This is a genomic window from Pseudomonas sp. OE 28.3 (assembly GCF_014268205.2).
In the GTDB taxonomy this organism is placed as follows: Bacteria; Pseudomonadota; Gammaproteobacteria; order Pseudomonadales; family Pseudomonadaceae; genus Aquipseudomonas; species Aquipseudomonas edaphica.
This window is the reverse complement of the sequence record NZ_CP077082.1, coordinates 4173620-4188713: the sequence shown is the minus strand read 5'-3', so window position 1 is coordinate 4188713 and position 15094 is coordinate 4173620. Positions and strand designations below refer to the sequence as shown.

16 protein-coding genes are annotated in these 15094 nt (G+C 61.9%); 13 read left to right on the top strand and 3 right to left on the bottom strand.

Translation table 11 applies throughout. The features are described 5' to 3' along the window. Positions 1–35: 35 nt before the first annotated feature. A complete protein-coding gene (locus tag HU759_RS18715; protein WP_170040710.1) occupies positions 36–2852 on the bottom strand; it encodes a winged helix-turn-helix domain-containing protein in 2817 nt (938 codons plus the stop codon). A gap of 577 nt (positions 2853–3429) precedes the next feature. Between HU759_RS18715 and HU759_RS18710 the strand changes: the two genes are divergently transcribed. From HU759_RS18710 to HU759_RS18675, 8 genes are all read left to right on the top strand, one after another. Next, a complete protein-coding gene (locus HU759_RS18710; RefSeq protein WP_017137583.1) occupies positions 3430–3702 on the top strand; it encodes a DUF2282 domain-containing protein in 273 nt (90 codons plus the stop codon). Next, positions 3699–4103, top strand: a complete 405-nt coding sequence (locus HU759_RS18705; RefSeq protein WP_017137584.1) for a DoxX family protein — start codon at positions 3699–3701, stop codon at positions 4101–4103. The genes HU759_RS18710 and HU759_RS18705 overlap by 4 nt, the downstream gene beginning before the upstream one ends. Positions 4104–4124: 21 nt before the next feature. Then, positions 4125–4886, top strand: a complete 762-nt coding sequence (locus HU759_RS18700; RefSeq protein ID WP_017137585.1) for an alpha/beta hydrolase — start codon at positions 4125–4127, stop codon at positions 4884–4886. A 39-nt stretch (positions 4887–4925) separates the two neighbouring features. Next, positions 4926–5198 (top strand): hypothetical protein, encoded by a 273-nt coding sequence (locus HU759_RS18695; protein ID WP_017137586.1) that lies wholly within the window; start codon positions 4926–4928, stop codon positions 5196–5198. Between the two features lie 113 nt (positions 5199–5311). Next, on the top strand, positions 5312–6136 hold the full coding sequence (locus HU759_RS18690; RefSeq protein WP_170040719.1) for a DUF692 domain-containing protein: 825 nt from the start codon (positions 5312–5314) through the stop codon (positions 6134–6136). Then, on the top strand, positions 6133–6918 hold the full coding sequence (locus tag HU759_RS18685) for a DNA-binding domain-containing protein (protein WP_170040712.1): 786 nt from the start codon (positions 6133–6135) through the stop codon (positions 6916–6918). The genes HU759_RS18690 and HU759_RS18685 overlap by 4 nt, the downstream gene beginning before the upstream one ends. A 242-nt stretch (positions 6919–7160) precedes the next feature. After that, a complete protein-coding gene (locus tag HU759_RS18680; protein ID WP_170040713.1) occupies positions 7161–8525 on the top strand; it encodes an MFS transporter in 1365 nt (454 codons plus the stop codon). Between the two features lie 66 nt (positions 8526–8591). Then, positions 8592–9719, top strand: a complete 1128-nt coding sequence (locus HU759_RS18675; protein WP_017137590.1) for an MFS transporter — start codon at positions 8592–8594, stop codon at positions 9717–9719. Here the strand turns inward: HU759_RS18675 and HU759_RS18670 are convergent, their stop codons facing one another. Then, positions 9720–10241: a DUF3087 domain-containing protein gene (locus HU759_RS18670; RefSeq protein ID WP_099550508.1), complete on the bottom strand. Its 522-nt coding sequence runs from the start codon at positions 10239–10241 to the stop codon at positions 9720–9722. Positions 10242–10358: 117 nt separating this feature from the next. On the opposite strand from HU759_RS18670, the gene HU759_RS18665 reads away from it, so the two are divergent. After that, entirely contained in the window at positions 10359–10538 is a 180-nt protein-coding gene (locus tag HU759_RS18665; RefSeq protein ID WP_099550507.1) for a hypothetical protein, read from the top strand. Between the two features lie 15 nt (positions 10539–10553). Then, positions 10554–10754 carry a DUF6021 family protein gene (locus HU759_RS18660; RefSeq protein ID WP_017137593.1) on the top strand — a complete coding sequence of 67 codons (201 nt, stop codon included), beginning with the start codon at positions 10554–10556 and terminating at the stop codon, positions 10752–10754. 952 nt (positions 10755–11706) lie between these two features. Here HU759_RS18660 and HU759_RS18655 read toward each other — a convergent pair. Next, positions 11707–11943 (bottom strand): DUF6555 family protein, encoded by a 237-nt coding sequence (locus HU759_RS18655; protein WP_017137532.1) that lies wholly within the window; start codon positions 11941–11943, stop codon positions 11707–11709. Positions 11944–12063: 120 nt separating this feature from the next. Between HU759_RS18655 and HU759_RS18650 the strand changes: the two genes are divergently transcribed. The 3 genes from HU759_RS18650 (at position 12064) to HU759_RS18640 (ending at position 15086) form a co-directional block, all read left to right on the top strand. Next, on the top strand, positions 12064–12897 hold the full coding sequence (locus HU759_RS18650) for an arylamine N-acetyltransferase (protein WP_017137531.1): 834 nt from the start codon (positions 12064–12066) through the stop codon (positions 12895–12897). 430 nt (positions 12898–13327) lie between these two features. Further along, positions 13328–13681, top strand: coding sequence for a c-type cytochrome (locus tag HU759_RS18645; protein ID WP_099548032.1), 354 nt, complete (start codon positions 13328–13330; stop codon positions 13679–13681). Between the two features lie 76 nt (positions 13682–13757). Continuing rightward, positions 13758–15086 (top strand): D-arabinono-1,4-lactone oxidase, encoded by a 1329-nt coding sequence (locus tag HU759_RS18640; protein WP_170040241.1) that lies wholly within the window; start codon positions 13758–13760, stop codon positions 15084–15086. The last annotated feature ends 8 nt before the right edge of the window (positions 15087–15094 follow it).

The following is a 15094-nucleotide window of genomic DNA, read 5'->3' as shown; positions in this document are numbered from 1 at the left end:
GCCGTTACCCAAATGACGGATATATACCCACCCCATCACCGATGCTGAAACCGCGGCAACGCAGCAATCCGCAACTTAGGTTCCTGCAACCGCGCCAAGTCAGCAGCAATCTGCGCCCGCCAAAAATGCGCCCCCGCCAACTGCGCATCCACCCACGCCTGGCGCAGCAGCACCTTGGCCTTGTCAACCGAACCATAGTGACCTTGGCGCAAGATCAGTTGCGCCTTGATCCGCAACATCTGCGGCACAAACCAGCGCTCATGATGGCCAATCGCCAATTGCAGCGTATCTTCCAACACCTCCAAAGCCAGTTTTTCCAGGCCCAGGCGCGCCAGGCCCAAGGCGTATTCACAGCGCAGCAGGCTGTAGAGCTGGCTGTCGCCCTGGCTTTGCAGGTGGTGCAAGGCTTCACCCAGTTGCGGCACGCCCGTTTCCGGTGAGCCCTCGCGGATCAGCAGGATGTTCTCGAAGCACAGGCGAAATTGCCGCCAGATCGGCAAGTCCTGGAGCGTAGTGCTGCTTTGCAGCAGGCCCAGGTAATAGCGCACCTGCGGCAGGTTGGACGCCAATAGCGCCAGCGGCAGTGCGCCCAGGCACAGGGTGTACCAGAGGGTGGCGGGGTGGTCGAGGCTGATGGCATCGTCGACGCAGCTGGCGATCAGGCGCAGCGCCGGGTCGACGTCGCCTTCGAGCAATTGCACCTTGGCCTTGAGACAACGGGCGGCAATGCGTTGGTCAAAATGCACGTCGATGATGTGCGAGCGCGGTGCCGACGGCGAGCCAAGCGCTTCATCGATGTTTTGCCGCGCGCCCAGCAGGTCGCCCATATGAAACAGCGCCACGGCGCGCATGCGTTTGCCGAGCAATTGCTGATTACCGCCGCTGTTGAGGGCGATATAACGCTCGGCCAGTTCCAGGGCTTCAGTGTATTGGTTGCAGCCGCAGCGGTCGGTCCACAGGCCCCACAAGGCGCGCATTTTGTGTTCGGCATCGCCCAGGTCGCGGGCATCATCGCGGACTTGGCGCCAGGCTTCGCGCATTTCCGCGCCGGTGCCGTAGGTCAGCATCAGTACGCTGGCCAGGGCGGTTTGCAGCAGCATGCGCTGACGCACGGCCAAGGGTGCGACGGCGTCGCTGGCCAGGCCCTTGTCGACCCAGGTTCGGCATTCACTGACCCGCGACAGGCGCAACCACAACGGCACGCCGCCCAGGGTCAGTTCGATGGCCAGGGGCAGCTCGCCGCTGGCGGAATAGGCCCAGTCCAGAGCCGAGCGAATGGTGCTGCTTTCGGGGCCGTAGAGGGCGATCCAGGTGTCTGGCGACAGGCCGTCCAGGGTTTGCCCGGCTTCTTGCAATACGCCGAGGGCATAGTGGGCGTGGCGCCGGCTGGTGGCATTGACTTCGCCGTGTTCTTCGAGCTTTTCCAGGGCATAGGCGCGGGTGGTTTCCAGCAGGCGATAGCGTTTGAGCAACTGCGCCTCACCGGCGATCAGCAGCGATTTGTCCATCAGGCTTTCGAGCAACGGCAGGGCGTTGCGTGGGTCCAGGCTGCTGCTGGCGGTCATGGCCTTGACCGCATCAAGGGTGAAGGAGCCAGTGAACACCGCCAGTTGGCGCAACATGGCCTGCTCGTCACCACTGAGCATCGAGTAGGTCCAGTCCAGCGTGGCACTGAGGGTGCGATGGCGGGCGAGGGCGGTGCGTCGGCCGGTCATTTGCAGGCGGAAACTGCCGTCAAGCAGGCCGACCAGGTCCTGGACGCCAAAGGTCCGTACCCGGGCCGCGGCGATTTCGATGGCGAGCGCGTTGCTGTCGAGTTTGCGGCAGATGGCGCAGACGGCTGCCACGTCGGTGTCGTTGAACACAAAGTCGGGGTCGAGGGCGCGCACGCGCTCGACAAACAGGCGCACGCCGGACCAGGCCATTGCCTCACTGGCGTTGAGGCGGGTGCCTTCGTCGGGCACTTCCAGTGGCGCCAAATCATGCACCCGCTCACCGTCGGCGCGCAGTGGTTCGCGGCTGGTGGTCAGTACATAACATTGTGGGGCGCAGCGCAGCAGGGTCTCCACCGCGTCGGCGGCGGCCGGCAGTACGTGTTCGCAGTTGTCCAGTACCAGCAGCAGACGGCGTTCGGCCAAGGCGGCGGCGATGGTCGGCAGCGGTTCAGTGCTGACGGTCTGGATCCCCAGGGCGCTGGCGAGCATACCGGCCACCCATTGCCCGCTGGTGGCGGGCGCCAGGTCGACGAAGCAGGTGTCGAGCTTGGATTCATGCGCCAGCCGCTGCGCCACGGCGGTGGCCACGGTCGTCTTGCCGATGCCGCCGGGGCCGGTGAGGGTGACGAAGCGCTGGCTGAGCAACTGCTCGGCAAGGCTTGAAATCAAGCTGTCGCGGCCGATGACCTCGCAGGACGGCACTGGCGGCGCGGGCTCCTCGGTGCGTGCGCAGAGCACCGGCAGGCTTTCTTCGCCGGCGGTTTGCACGGTCACCGGCGCCACAAAGCGATAACCACGCCCCGGCACGGTGACGATATAGCTGAAGTTGCCATCGTCGCCCAGTGCCCGGCGCAATGCGACGATCTGTGCACGCAGGTTGCATTCCTCCACCACCACCTTGGGCCAGGCGAAGGCGATCAGCTCGGTCTTCTCCAGCAATTCACCGGCGCGGGTCGCCAGGGCGATCAACAGGTAGAGGGCGCGACTCCCCAGGCTGACCGGCTCGCCGTTACGCAGCAGCACGTGCTGCCTGGCCAGTAACAGGAAGGGGCCAAAGCCCAGGACATTCTCGGCGGCTGCCGGGGTCGGGTGATCGGCGTCCATCAAGGACACCGCGTGGTTCTTGCTCGAGCTCATCAAATCGTCCTTTTTATAGTCGGGCTTGTTATTGGCGATCAGGCCATTCGCCCTTTTTGGGGTACAGATGTGCAGCAGCAGTCTTGGAAAGTTGATGTCGATCAAAACGTCGGAAAGGCCGCCCTCCTTTGGGGCGTAGTCGTTGTTATGGGCGTATCACAGCGCATGTCCCGGAGGATGAGACTGTCGCAAAGCTGAAACATTTTATTACCAGAAACCCTGATAAAGCAGAATGTATGCCAGTTGGCATGTACCAAAGATGACAACAACCATATGAAATTTATGGTGATTTTTAGGGTCGTTGGCGACCAGCGAATGCCTTCGTTCGGAAACACGAATATTTCTAATTGTGTCGTTCGGGATGCCGACTGAAACGCTGGCGATTTGGCGGTGGTTTATTGGCTTTGTATTACAAAGTATCCCCGCACCACCTTGATACATCGGCATGACGTTCTGGCGTGTCGGCGACACAGACCGGATACACGCCTGGCTTTAACTCTGTTCACCAGCTGGCGCAGGCGGTCACCCACCGCCACACGCGCCCTGGCCACACTCAGTCAAGCCAGGAGATACACCGATGAAGCGACCCTACGCGGCCCTTGCGGCCACTTTCGCCCTGTCCCTCAGCGCCTTTGCGGCGATGGCCCATGCCGACGACGCCAAGCCCCAGGAAAAATGCTTCGGCGTCGCCCTCGCCGGTGCCAACGACTGCGCTGCCGGTAAAGGCACCTCGTGCGCCGGTACCGCCACCGCCGATTACCAGGGCAACGCCTGGGTATTGGTCGACAAGGGCACCTGCACCCAGATCAAGACGCCCAAAGGCTTCGGCAGCCTGACGGAACAGCCGTGATCCAGCGCCTGTTGCCCCAAGCGCTGCTGTTGCTGGTGGCCCGGCTGGGCATCGCAGCGGTGTTCTTCCTGTCGGGACGCACCAAGGTCAGCGGATTTATGAGCCTCAAACCGTCGACCTACACCTTGTTCCGTTCGGAATACGCCTTGCCGCTGATCCCGTCGGACTGGGCCGCGCACCTGGCGACCTACGCCGAACACCTGTTTCCGCTGTTGCTGCTAGTGGGCCTGCTGACGCGCCCGGCGGCCGCCGCGCTGCTGGGCATGACCCTGGTGATCGAGGTGTTCGTATACCCCGAGGCCTGGCCGACGCACCTGACCTGGGCGGGCCTGTTGCTGCCGCTGCTGGCCTATGGCGGCGGGGCGTGGTCGCTGGATCGCCGGCTGTTCGGCAAACCTTAACAACCCTGATGGAGATACCCGATGCGCATGCTTTCTTCTTTGGCCATGGCCATGGCCCTGACTGTCCCCGTGCTGGCCCAGGCGGCCGATACACCGCAGCCCGGCACCGGCAAAAGTGTGGTGATCGTGCCCGGCTCGTTTGTCGACGGTTCCGGCTGGCGTGTGGTGCACGACATCCTGATTCACAAGGGCTACAAGGTCACCGTGGTGCACCAGGGCCACGAAAACCTCGCGGCGGATGTGGCCGAGGCACGTGAAGTGCTGGAGCAACAAGTCGGCCCCGTGGTGTTGGTGGGCCACAGTTCCGGTGGCGCGGTGATCTCGATTGCCGGCGACCGCGACAAGGTCAAGTCGATGGTCTACGTCTCGGCGCTGCAGCCGGAAGTGGGCGAGAACATGGCCCAGTTGATCGGCTCGATGCCGGCGCCCAGCGATGACATCAAGCAGAGCCGCGACGGCCACCTGTTCTTTGATCGCAGCAAATACAACGCCGATTTTGCCGCCGACCTGACCCCCAACCGCACCGACTTCATGGCCGCCTCCCAAGTGCCGGCTACCACCGCCTTGTTCGGCGGCACCGTGTGGGCGGCGGCGTGGCACAAAAAGCCGACGTATGCCGTGGTGTCCACCGAAGACCGTGCGCTGAGCCCCGCGCTGCAACGCTGGATGTACCAGCGCGCCGGTTCCAAGGTCACCGAAATCAAGGCTAGCCACTTGGTGTACATCTCCCAGCCTGAGGCTGTGGCGAAGGTCATCGAAGACGCGGCTTCCGTTATCAAATAATCCCTCTCACCCCACACAAGACCTCAAAAGGAAATAACCATGAACACTGCACTTAAATCCCGTCTGAGCCTCGCCGCCGCCGCCGCCCTGATTGCCATGGCGTCGGCGTCATTCGCCAGTGCCGCCAGCGCCGCCGATCAGCAGGAAAAGCCCGGCCGATGCTACGGCGTCAACAGTTGCAAGGGCGAAAGCCTGTGCGCCACCGCCAAGCACGACTGCAAGGGCCTCAACAGTTGCAAGGGCGAGGGCGTGATCGTCAAGACGCCGTCTGAATGCCTAAAGGCCGGTGGCACGTTGACTGAGCCGAAATAACGCCTTCCTGTGGCGAGCAAGCTTGGTTGTGCAGCGCCTCCAGAAACGGGCGACTGCTGCGCAGCCGAGCGGGAGCAAGCTCCCTCGCCACAGTTTTTGCTGGAGTACCGATGATGCCGACATTTAACCCGCGCTTTTCCGGCTATGGCCTGGGGCTGCGCAAGGAGCATTACTGCGACTTCCTGGAAACCTTGGTGCCCGTGGATTTTGTCGAAGTGATTTCTGAGAATTTTATGGTCGCAGGTGGGCAACCACGGCACATCCTGCGCCAGATTCGCGAGCGTTACCCGGTGGCGCTGCACGGGGTGTCGATGTCGATCGGCACGGCCGAAGGGCTGGACCCGGAGTACCTGCGGCGTCTCAAAGCGCTGGTGGATGAGGTGGAGCCGCTGTTTGTCTCCGACCACCTGAGTTGGTCGCGCAGCGGGGGGTTCAATGCCCACGATTTGTTGCCGGTGCCCTATACGGACGAGGCTCTGGACCGCGTTTGCGCCAATATCCACCAGGCCCAGGAGGTGTTGGGCCGCACGCTGCTGGTGGAAAACCCGTCCAGCTACCTGGCGTTTGACGGTGCCAGCATGAGCGAATGCGCATTTATCGCCGCCATGGCCGAGCGCACGGGGTGCGAGTTGCTACTGGACGTCAATAATGTGTTTGTCAGTGCCAGCAATCATGGCTTTGATGCCCTGGCCTTTCTCGAAGGCATTCCCGCTGAGCGCGTGCGCCAGATTCACTTGGCCGGCCATAGCCAGGGCCGTGAGCTGTTGATCGACAGCCACGACAGCCCGGTGTGCGCCGGGGTTTGGGATTTGTATGCCAAGGCCATAGCGCTAATCGGGCCGGTGGCCACGATGATTGAGCGCGATGATGCCATCCCGCCGCTGGCCGAATTGCTTGAGGAGCTGTCAATGGCGCGGGCTTTGGGGCTGGCGCAATGAAACTGGCGCAGTGGCAGCAGGCATTTCACACGTGGCTGGTGAGTGCGTCGGATGATTCGGCCCGACTGTTGGGCGACCGGCACGCAGGCCTGGCGGTGTACCAGAACAACTATCGCGCGCAGCTGGTGGGTTGCCTGGAACAGGCGTTTCCGATTGTGCGACGTTGGCTGGGCGAGGAGGCGTTTCTGGCGGCCAGCATTACCCATATCGACCAGCAACCCCCGCATGCCTGGACCCTGGATGCGTATCCCGAAGGGTTTTACGCGACCTTGAAGACCGTATTGCCGAATAACCCGGATGTGCATGAACTGGCCTGGATCGAGTCGGCGCTGAATGAGGCGTTTGTCGCCGCCGATGCGACGCCCTTGCCGTTGCAAGCCCTGGCCGAGCTGGATTGGGACAGCGCCGTTTTGCGCCTGACGCCGTCGTTGCGCTGCCATGGGCTGACTACCAATGCTGAGGCTATCTGGTCGGCACTGTGGCAAGACGCGCTTGCGCCGCAGGCAATGATGCTGGAACAGGCAGGTGGATTGTTAGTGTGGCGGCGTCAGTACACCTCACGTTTACGTCAGGTCAGTGCGTTGGAGCTTGAGGCCGTGTTGCACCTGCAGGCCGACGGCAGCTTTGCCGGGCTGTGCGAGTTTCTGGTGGCGCGCCTGGGTGAAGAGGCGGGAGTGGCCCAGGCCGGTGAATACCTGGCCGGGTGGTTAGGCAGTGAGTTGATCGTTGACCCTGTGGCGAGCGGGCTTGCCCCGCGTTGGAGTGCGAAGCACTCCCAGTGAAGCCACCTCGGGTATTCCTGACGGACCTGGTCAGCCAGGTTTTGGGGCCGCTTCGCAGCCCAACGCGGGGCAAGCCCGCTCGCCATAACAAGCCAGTTCTCCACTACAGCCCCGTTCGCAGCGAAGGTCTGGATAGTCTTAGCCATCCAAACATGAAAATTCGGACAGCCAGGCAATCGGCCACTGAAAAAAATTCGCGCAACCCTTAATCTAAGGGCCTTTGTCACCTGTGCGGATTGTTCATGTCTTCTGTTGCCGATGGGCTGCCTTCCAATAAACGCTTGCCGGCGGTGATCGCCTTGTCTTTGGGCATTGGCATGGCAACCCTGGACACCGCCATCGTCAATACGGCGCTGCCGACGCTGGCACAAGGTATCGGCACTGATTCGGCCTCGGTGATCTGGGTGGTGAACGCCTACCAGTTGGCGATTATCGCCACGGTGCTGCCGTTCGCGTCGCTCAGTGATGTGCTCGGCCACCGGCGCGTGTACCTCGGCGGCTTGCTGCTGTTTATTGTCTCGTCGCTGTTTTGCGGGTTGGCCGGTTCTTTGCTCACCCTGACTGCCGCGCGGGTGGCCCAAGGGCTCGGGGCGGCGGCGGTGATGAGTGTCAACACGGCGTTGTTGCGGCATATCTACCCGTCAAAAATGCTCGGGCGCGGCCTGGGCTATAACTCGCTGGTGGTGGGGTTGGCCTTCACGCTGGGGCCGACCGCCGCGTCGGCGATTCTGTCGGTGGCGAGCTGGCATTGGCTGTACCTGATCAACGTGCCGCTGGGGCTGCTGGCCCTGGGGCTGGGCCTGCGGTCATTGCCGACACTGCCGTTGACCGGTCACGCGTTCGATCGGTTTTCGGCGCTGTTGTGTGCTGGTCTGTTCGCGCTGTTGGTGCTGGGCCTGGGCACGGCGGTGCATGGCGCCGAAGGCACACTGACCCTCGGTTTGATTGTGCTGGCGATGGTGTGCGGCGCATTGCTGTTGCGCCGTGAAGCCGGCCACCCGGCGCCGATGCTGGCCGTGGACTTGTTCAAGCGCCCGGTGTTTGCGCTGTCTTCTCTCACGGCCATCTGTGCGTTCAGCGCCCAGGGCCTGGCCTTTGTATCGCTGCCGTTTCTGTTGCAGGCGGTGCTGGGGCACAGCCAGGTGGCAACCGGTTTTTTGATGACGCCGTGGCCTGCCGTGGTGGCGGTGATGGCCCTGGTGGCGGGGCGGCTGGCGGATCGTGTGTCGCTGGGCCTGTTGTGCGGCATCGGTTTGCTGATGCTCAGCGCGGGCATGGCGGCGTTGGCGACCTTGGGCAGCGGCGCCAGCGCCTTCGATATTGGCTGGCGCATGGCCTTGTGCGGCGCCGGTTTCGGTTTTTTCCAGTCACCCAACCTCAAGGCGATCATGACCAGCGCGCCGTTGGCCCGCAGCGGTGGGGCCAGTGGCATCGTCGCGATTTCACGTTTGCTGGGGCAAACGCTGGGGGCGTCGTTAGTGGCGTTCTGCTTTCACCTCTCCCTGGGCAGCGGCCCGCAATACGCGCTGTGGCTGGGCTGTGGGTTTGCGCTGGTGGGCAGTGTGGCCAGTGGGTTGCGCTTGTTGCCGTATAAACACAAGGTTTAGCCCTTGTAAAACACGCGGCGGCAACGCTAACGTGGCGGCCTGAATATTTCGGGATGTTTCAGATTTATGTCCAGCCTGGCTCTACGCACTGCTGATACCACCTCCCGACGTGCCGCACTGACCCTCGCGTTATGCCTGCCCAGTGATGTGTTGCTCTACTTGCTGCTGCCCATGGAATCCCAGGCCTTTGGCATCACCCTGGCCCAGGCCGGGGTATTGCTTGCAGCCAACCGCCTGGTGCGGATTTTCGGCTACCGCCATGTGTTGAATTTCTACGCCCGTAATGGCGACCGGCTGACCTGCATGATCGCCGCCGGTGCCGCCACGGTGTGCGCCTTGGGCAACTCGATGCTGTCAGGTTTTGCCGCTTTGTTGGGGCTGCGGCTGATCTGGGGCCTGTGTTTTGCCGCGCTGAACCTGTCGACCCAAGTGTTGGCCACCTCTGAGCCTGCGGGCGCGGCGCGCAGGGCAGGGCGCTCCAGGGCGGTGATCGCCCTCGGGCCGATGCTGGCGCTGCCGCTGGGGGGCTGGCTGACCCTGTGGGCCGGGCCGCGACCTATCTTCATGATTCTGGCCGGCTGCTGCCTGGCGGGCGTGTGGGTGGCACGTGGTTTGCCGACCGCCGGGCATGATTTGCACAGCACCGGGCGCCGCTTCAAGTGGCCGGACAGCGTGGCGGTGTGGTCGTTTATCGAAGGCGTGGCGCTGGACGGGCTGTTTATCTTTGGCCTGTCGATCCAGGCGCAGAAGATTCTTGGCGGCGATGCGGTACTGATCGCCGGCGGCCTGATGGCACTGCGCTATGCCTCGGAGATGCTCCTGAGCCCGCTGGGTGGGCGTGCGGCGCAGCGTTTTGGTGCCACCTCGATGCTGCTGTTGTTTTCGTTCTTGAGTGCCTTGGCGCTGACGGCATTTGGCAGTTATTGGGTGATCGTCGGCGCGGCCGCGGTACTGGTGCTGCGCGCCTTGCAATTGCCGTTGGTGACCACTTTGGTGGCTGAGCGCAACCCTGGTTCGATGCGCGTTTCGGCCCTGGCCTCCAACGCGGTGTGGCGCGATGTCGGCGCTGGCCTTGGGCCGCTGATGGCGGGGTTGCTGCTACCGGTGGCGTCGGCGCCGTGGGTGTTCGGTCTGGCAGGCGCGGCGATTGCCGTCAGCGCCGTGTTCTGCTGGCGCGCGAAGGTTTCCAACTGATTATGGTTTTTTGAAGCCTTCCAGCCAGGCGGGGTCGAAGCGGGTTTGTTCGGTGTCGATGCCCAGGGCCTGCATTTTCGCCCTATGCGCTTCCATCTCGCCGACCAGTTGCGCCTGGGCGCTGGAGTTGGCGTCCAGGTCATGCATCTGCGTCAGGCCCAAGTGGTAAAAACGCAGCACTTTGAGGGCAGTGGGGTCGTTGGCCTGTGCGCGGTCCTTGAGGGTGTGCATCACATTGGTCACGCGCATCAGGTTGCGCTTGAGCTGCCAGCCGTACACTGCAGGCGCCAGCCATGGTTGGGTCCAAAATGGGCCGCGCACCAGGGCGACGGTGATCAGCACCCCGGCGAATACGCCGCCGATGTTGAAACGCAAATTATCGCCGCCGGGTTCGCCGAACAGCATCACCGCCAGGGTTGATAGCAGCATGGCCAGGGCCATGAACAGCACGGCGATGATCAGCGTGCTGCGGCGGGTTTGTTGGCGGAAGGTTGCGGGGTCGCAGGGTTTGAGCTCGAACATCCGGGTCAGGTCTCAAGAAAGGCGGGGTGGCATCTTCGCATGCTTTGGGCAAACAAGTTGAACGATGGCTTGGGGTGGTTTCTCTAAATCCGTGTAGCCCTTTTGAGGTAAGCCATCATGTCTGAGTACAAGCAACCGCCGCCGGGTACACCTGACCCTGACCGTACGCCGGGAGAGGAGGAGCGTGACAACGATGCGTTGCGGCCCAATGACCCGGCCGAGCGTCAGGACGAAGATGATGTGGAGCGGGTTGAGGAAGACCTGGAAAACCTGCATGACAGGGCGCGCCCGCTATAGGTTCAGGAGGTGACTGTGAGTAATCATCCGAAAGGCCCGGGTTCGGGCGAGCATGCCAGCGGCGAGAATGAGTTGGGGTTTGATCCGGATTCGCCTGATGTGTCGGACCCGCAGGTTGATCCTGTTGGGCCGGCGATTGCGCCGTTGGATAAGGACAAGGAGCAGCGGAAAAAGGTGGATTATGATCCGTTGGGGGATCTTAAGAAACCTGGGTGATGTTGGCGCTTTTGGTGTACATATCCGTTGCTGCGGTAACGGCGGCTTATGGTTCCGCTCTTACAGCGGGTCACTTTTGGCAAACGCCCCAAAAGTAACCAAAAGGTCTTCGCCCCACCACTCGGCACCTCGCTAATGCTCGGTGTGCCCTCACTCCGGCTTGAATCCGTGGGCCGCCACGATGGGCCATCCTTGGCCCAGCGCGGCTAACCCGGCGTCCTGCCGGGTTACCCACGGATTCAAGCCTGCGTTCGGCCATCGTGGTTGACGGGGCGCCTCAGATCAAAAGCAAGATCAAAAGCAGAGCACGGCGGCCTGAAAGCCGACCTGAGTGGTTGAATCAAAAGCGAAAAGCGAAAAGCGGATTTGCATACACCTGGGATCTGCTTTTCTGTGGGAGCTGGCTTGCCTGCGATGCAGACACCTCGGTGCTTCAGGTACACCGAGTTGATGCCATCGCAGGCAAGCCAGCTCCCACCTTTGACCGAGTATGGCTCTGCTGTTGCTGTTGCTGTTGCTGTTGCTGTTGCTGTTGCTGTTGCTGTTGCTCTGGCCCTTACATCCTTTTCGATGACGAAGTCAGCGGTCTTTTGATCTGCGCTTTTGATCGTGATCTTGATCTGAAATCGCCCCGTCAAACACGATGGCCGGAATCTGACAGGGATTTGGGGGGTAAACCGGCAGGGATGCCGGTTTAGCCGCGCTGGGCCAAGGATGGCCCATCGCGGCGGCCCCCCAAATCACTGGCGGATTGCGGGCATGCCGAGCCACAGCGAGGCACCGAGTGTTGGGGCGAGGACCTTTTGCTTACTTTTCGGTCCTTCGAAAAGTGAGCCGCTGTAAGAGCGGAACCATAAGCCGCCGTTACCTAAATAACGGATATACACACCCCCCAACACCCCCCACAAACCAAACCCCGCAAAAGCGGGGCCTGATCACATCCAAACGAAACCTACTTGGGCGGCACCCAGGTCACCTCGCTGATCCCAAACTTCTCCGCCCAAGGCCGGGTAGTTTTCTTGACCTGCTCATGACCCACGCGCCCAATGCGGCTGACATGGGCAATATCAGCATCGACCGCCGCCCAATGCCACGCTTCAGCGTTATTCATCACTTCGGCGCGTACCACAAAGGACTTCGGTTGACCGTGCAGTTGATAGTGAATGGTGTAGATTTTTGCGGTACTCATGTTGCCTCCCTGTCTTGTTATAGATGGATAGGCGGGCGTTCAAAAAGGTTCACTCAAAATGACAAGTCGCACACTGGCGCGGCATAGTGACGCATCCGCCACGCGCCCAAGGATCGCGCCATGTCCCGATTGACTCACAGCCAGCTCTACCTGCAGCGTCTGGGCTACGACTCAGCCCCGCCACCCACGCTCAAAACCTTGCAAGACCTGCAGCTGCGTCACGTGTGCACCTTCGCCTTTGAGAGCCTGTCGACATTGCTGCATTCACCGGTGCCGATTGACCTGCCCAGCATCGAGCAAAAGGTCTTGCTGGACGGGCGTGGTGGTTACTGTTTCGAGCTTAACTACCTGTTCCTGGCGCTGTTGCAGGAGCTGGGCTTCGACGCCCGCGGGCTTACCGGCTGGGTGGTGATGGGCGGGCCGCCTGATGCGCGCACCGGGCGCACCCATCGCCTGAGCCTGGTGACCCTGGACGGCGTGCGTTATGTCACCGATGTCGGTTTCGGCGGCATGGTGCCCAGCAGTCCGTTGCAGCTGGATACCGAGGTGCCCCAGGCCACCGCCCATGAACCTTATCGCCTGACCTTCAACGGTGCCGATTACACCCTGTGGGCGCAGGTGGGTGAGGAATGGCGTGGCTTATATGTGTTCGACCTGCAAGTGCAGGCCGATATCGACTACACCATCGGCAATTGGTACGTGTCGACGCACCCGGCTTCCGTTTTTGTCGGTCAGCTGAAAGCGGCGCGATTGGCACCGGGTAAACGCCATACCCTGGCCAATGCCAATTACGCGGTTCACTGCCTTGACCAGCCCAGCGAAAAGCGCGCAGTCGAGAGTGCTGATGAGTTACTGGAATTGCTGCAGGGCACCTTCGGTATTCGTTTGCCAAGTCATCCGCAGCTTCGCCAAACCCTTGATGGCTTAGTAATGGAAAACTCCAGGGAGCCTTGAGCTAGAGCCTTCGCTGAACCGTTTTACCTTCATGTCAATGCAAATTAATTCGAGCCTTTGGCAAAAGCCGAGGTTCGAACCGGTTCCTGAATAATTTGCTCACCAGACAAGGAGATGTAAAACGATGTCCAAGCTATTCGGAAAATTCCTCAAGGGTTCCTCACTGCTGGCGCTGGTCACCGCGCCTGCTGTGGTGTTCGCCGCAGCACCGACTGGCCCGATTTCCGTCCTGGGCCTGCAGGGCAGCTATAACGATTTCAAACTCGAAGGTGGGCAGCGACACGGTAGACCTCAAGGACCGCACCAACCCTTACGCCGAGCATTCGACTATCCGCCCAAGCCCCCTTTGTGTCCCCCAAAACCCTCAACGCCCTGCCTTCGCTGCCTTAGTGTGCAAACAGCTTCCACTGCACAATAAGAGAGGGTGGCCATGCCCCGCACCGCGTTACTGTTGCTCGTACTCAGCCTGCTGACGGCCTGTGACGACACGCCCAAACCTGCCCCCGAACGCACTGCTGCGACCACGACCGTGCCCACCGACCCGGCACTGGCCCAGGTCTACGACACCAGCTGCAAGCTATGCCACGCCAACCCGGCGGCCGGCGCGCCGTTGGCGGGTGACAAGGCTGCCTGGAGCCCGCGCGTCGCCCAGGGCGCCGACACGCTGCTGGATCACAGCATCAACGGCTACAACGGCATGCCGCCGATGGGGCTGTGCATGCAGTGTTCCGAAGCGCAGTTTCTGGCGCTGATCAGCTTTATGGCCGGTGTTCAACTCCAATAATAAAAAGAGGTGGTGGATGGCGTTTTCACGGCGGCAACTCTTGCAACGCTCGGCAGTGGCCGGGGTTTTTCTGGCCCTGTCGAGCAACCCGGTACTGGCCCAGTTGGCCCGCGCGCCACGGTTGATCCCGTGGCGTAACTGGTCGGGCGCGCAGACCTGCCTGCCGCTGGCGCGCCTGGCGCCCAAAGACCTGGATGAATTGGTGCAAATGATTCGCCAGGCACCGAGCACTATTCGGCCCGTAGGCTCGGCACATTCGTTCAGTGCCCTGGTGCCCACCGACGGCACCTTGTTGTCGCTGAGTTACTTCAATGGGTTGTTGGACCATGACCCCGCCACCTTGCAAGCGACCTTTGCCGCCGGCACGCCGATGTCGCGCATGGGCCCGGCGCTCAAGGCCATCGGCCAGGCGCTGCCGAACATGGCGGACATCGATTACCAGACCCTGGCCGGGGCGATTTCCACCTCCACCCATGGCACCGGCGTGGGCTTTACCTCGTATTCCGGTTGCGTCACCGGCCTGCAACTGGTCACCGCCCAAGGCGCCGTGCTGGACTGCGATGCGCAACGCCATCCCGAGCTGTTCAGCGCCGCCCGCGTGTCCCTCGGTGCGCTGGGGGTGGTCACCCAGATCCGCTCGCAGAACCGCGCACCGTACCGCTTGCGTGAGCGTCAGTGGATCGCCAAGACCGAAGAGTTGCTGGAGGATGTGCACAAGAACACCCGCGAAAACCAGCACTGGGAAATGCTCGTGGTCACCCATTCCGACTACGCGCTGTCCATCGCCCTCAACGAAACCGATGACCCCGAAACGCCTCCCGTCGACCCGGCGGAGGCGGGCGGCAATGAGTTTGTGTCGATCATCGAAAAGCTCGACAAGTATGGCAGTGATTTCCCGGGCACCCGCCGCACCTTGCTCAACAGCCTGCGTTTTTTTGCCAGCTTCCAGGACCGCGTGGCCGAGTCGTTCCAGGTCTATGCCAATGTGCGCAACGTGCGTTTCAACGAGATGGAATATTCGGTGCCCGCCGAACATGGCCCGGCGTGCCTGCGGGAAATCCTCAAGCTGATCACCGACAAGGACCTGCGCACCTGGTTTCCTATCGAGTATCGCTACGTCAAGGCCGATGACATCCCTTTGAGCATGTTCGAAGGCCGCGACAGCTGTTCGATTTCGGTCCATCAGCATTACGCCATGGACCATCACAACTTCTTTGCCGCCGTGGAGCCGATTTTCTGGAAGTACGCCGGCCGCCCGCACTGGGGCAAATTGCACACCCTTAACGCGCGCACCTTGCAGCCGCTGTACCCGCGCTGGGACGAATTCACCCGCGTGCGCCGCGAGCTGGACCCGAGCGGCAAGTTCCTCAATGCGCACCTGCAATCCATCCTGGGAGTGGCCTGATGAAACGC

Bases quoted from the DNA above. Each gene is read 5' to 3' on its own strand.
- HU759_RS18715 (WP_170040710.1), bottom strand. From the start codon at position 2,852: ATGAGCTCGAGCAAGAACCACGCGGTGTCCTTGATGGACGCCGATCAC.
- HU759_RS18710 (WP_017137583.1), top strand. From the start codon at position 3,430: ATGAAGCGACCCTACGCGGCCCTTGCGGCCACTTTCGCCCTGTCCCTC.
- HU759_RS18700 (WP_017137585.1), top strand. From the start codon at position 4,125: ATGCGCATGCTTTCTTCTTTGGCCATGGCCATGGCCCTGACTGTCCCC.
- HU759_RS18695 (WP_017137586.1), top strand. From the start codon at position 4,926: ATGAACACTGCACTTAAATCCCGTCTGAGCCTCGCCGCCGCCGCCGCC.
- HU759_RS18690 (WP_170040719.1), top strand. From the start codon at position 5,312: ATGCCGACATTTAACCCGCGCTTTTCCGGCTATGGCCTGGGGCTGCGC.
- HU759_RS18685 (WP_170040712.1), top strand. From the start codon at position 6,133: ATGAAACTGGCGCAGTGGCAGCAGGCATTTCACACGTGGCTGGTGAGT.
- HU759_RS18680 (WP_170040713.1), top strand. From the start codon at position 7,161: ATGTCTTCTGTTGCCGATGGGCTGCCTTCCAATAAACGCTTGCCGGCG.
- HU759_RS18675 (WP_017137590.1), top strand. From the start codon at position 8,592: ATGTCCAGCCTGGCTCTACGCACTGCTGATACCACCTCCCGACGTGCC.
- HU759_RS18670 (WP_099550508.1), bottom strand. From the start codon at position 10,241: ATGTTCGAGCTCAAACCCTGCGACCCCGCAACCTTCCGCCAACAAACC.
- HU759_RS18665 (WP_099550507.1), top strand. From the start codon at position 10,359: ATGTCTGAGTACAAGCAACCGCCGCCGGGTACACCTGACCCTGACCGT.
- HU759_RS18655 (WP_017137532.1), bottom strand. From the start codon at position 11,943: ATGAGTACCGCAAAAATCTACACCATTCACTATCAACTGCACGGTCAA.
- HU759_RS18650 (WP_017137531.1), top strand. From the start codon at position 12,064: ATGTCCCGATTGACTCACAGCCAGCTCTACCTGCAGCGTCTGGGCTAC.
- HU759_RS18645 (WP_099548032.1), top strand. From the start codon at position 13,328: ATGCCCCGCACCGCGTTACTGTTGCTCGTACTCAGCCTGCTGACGGCC.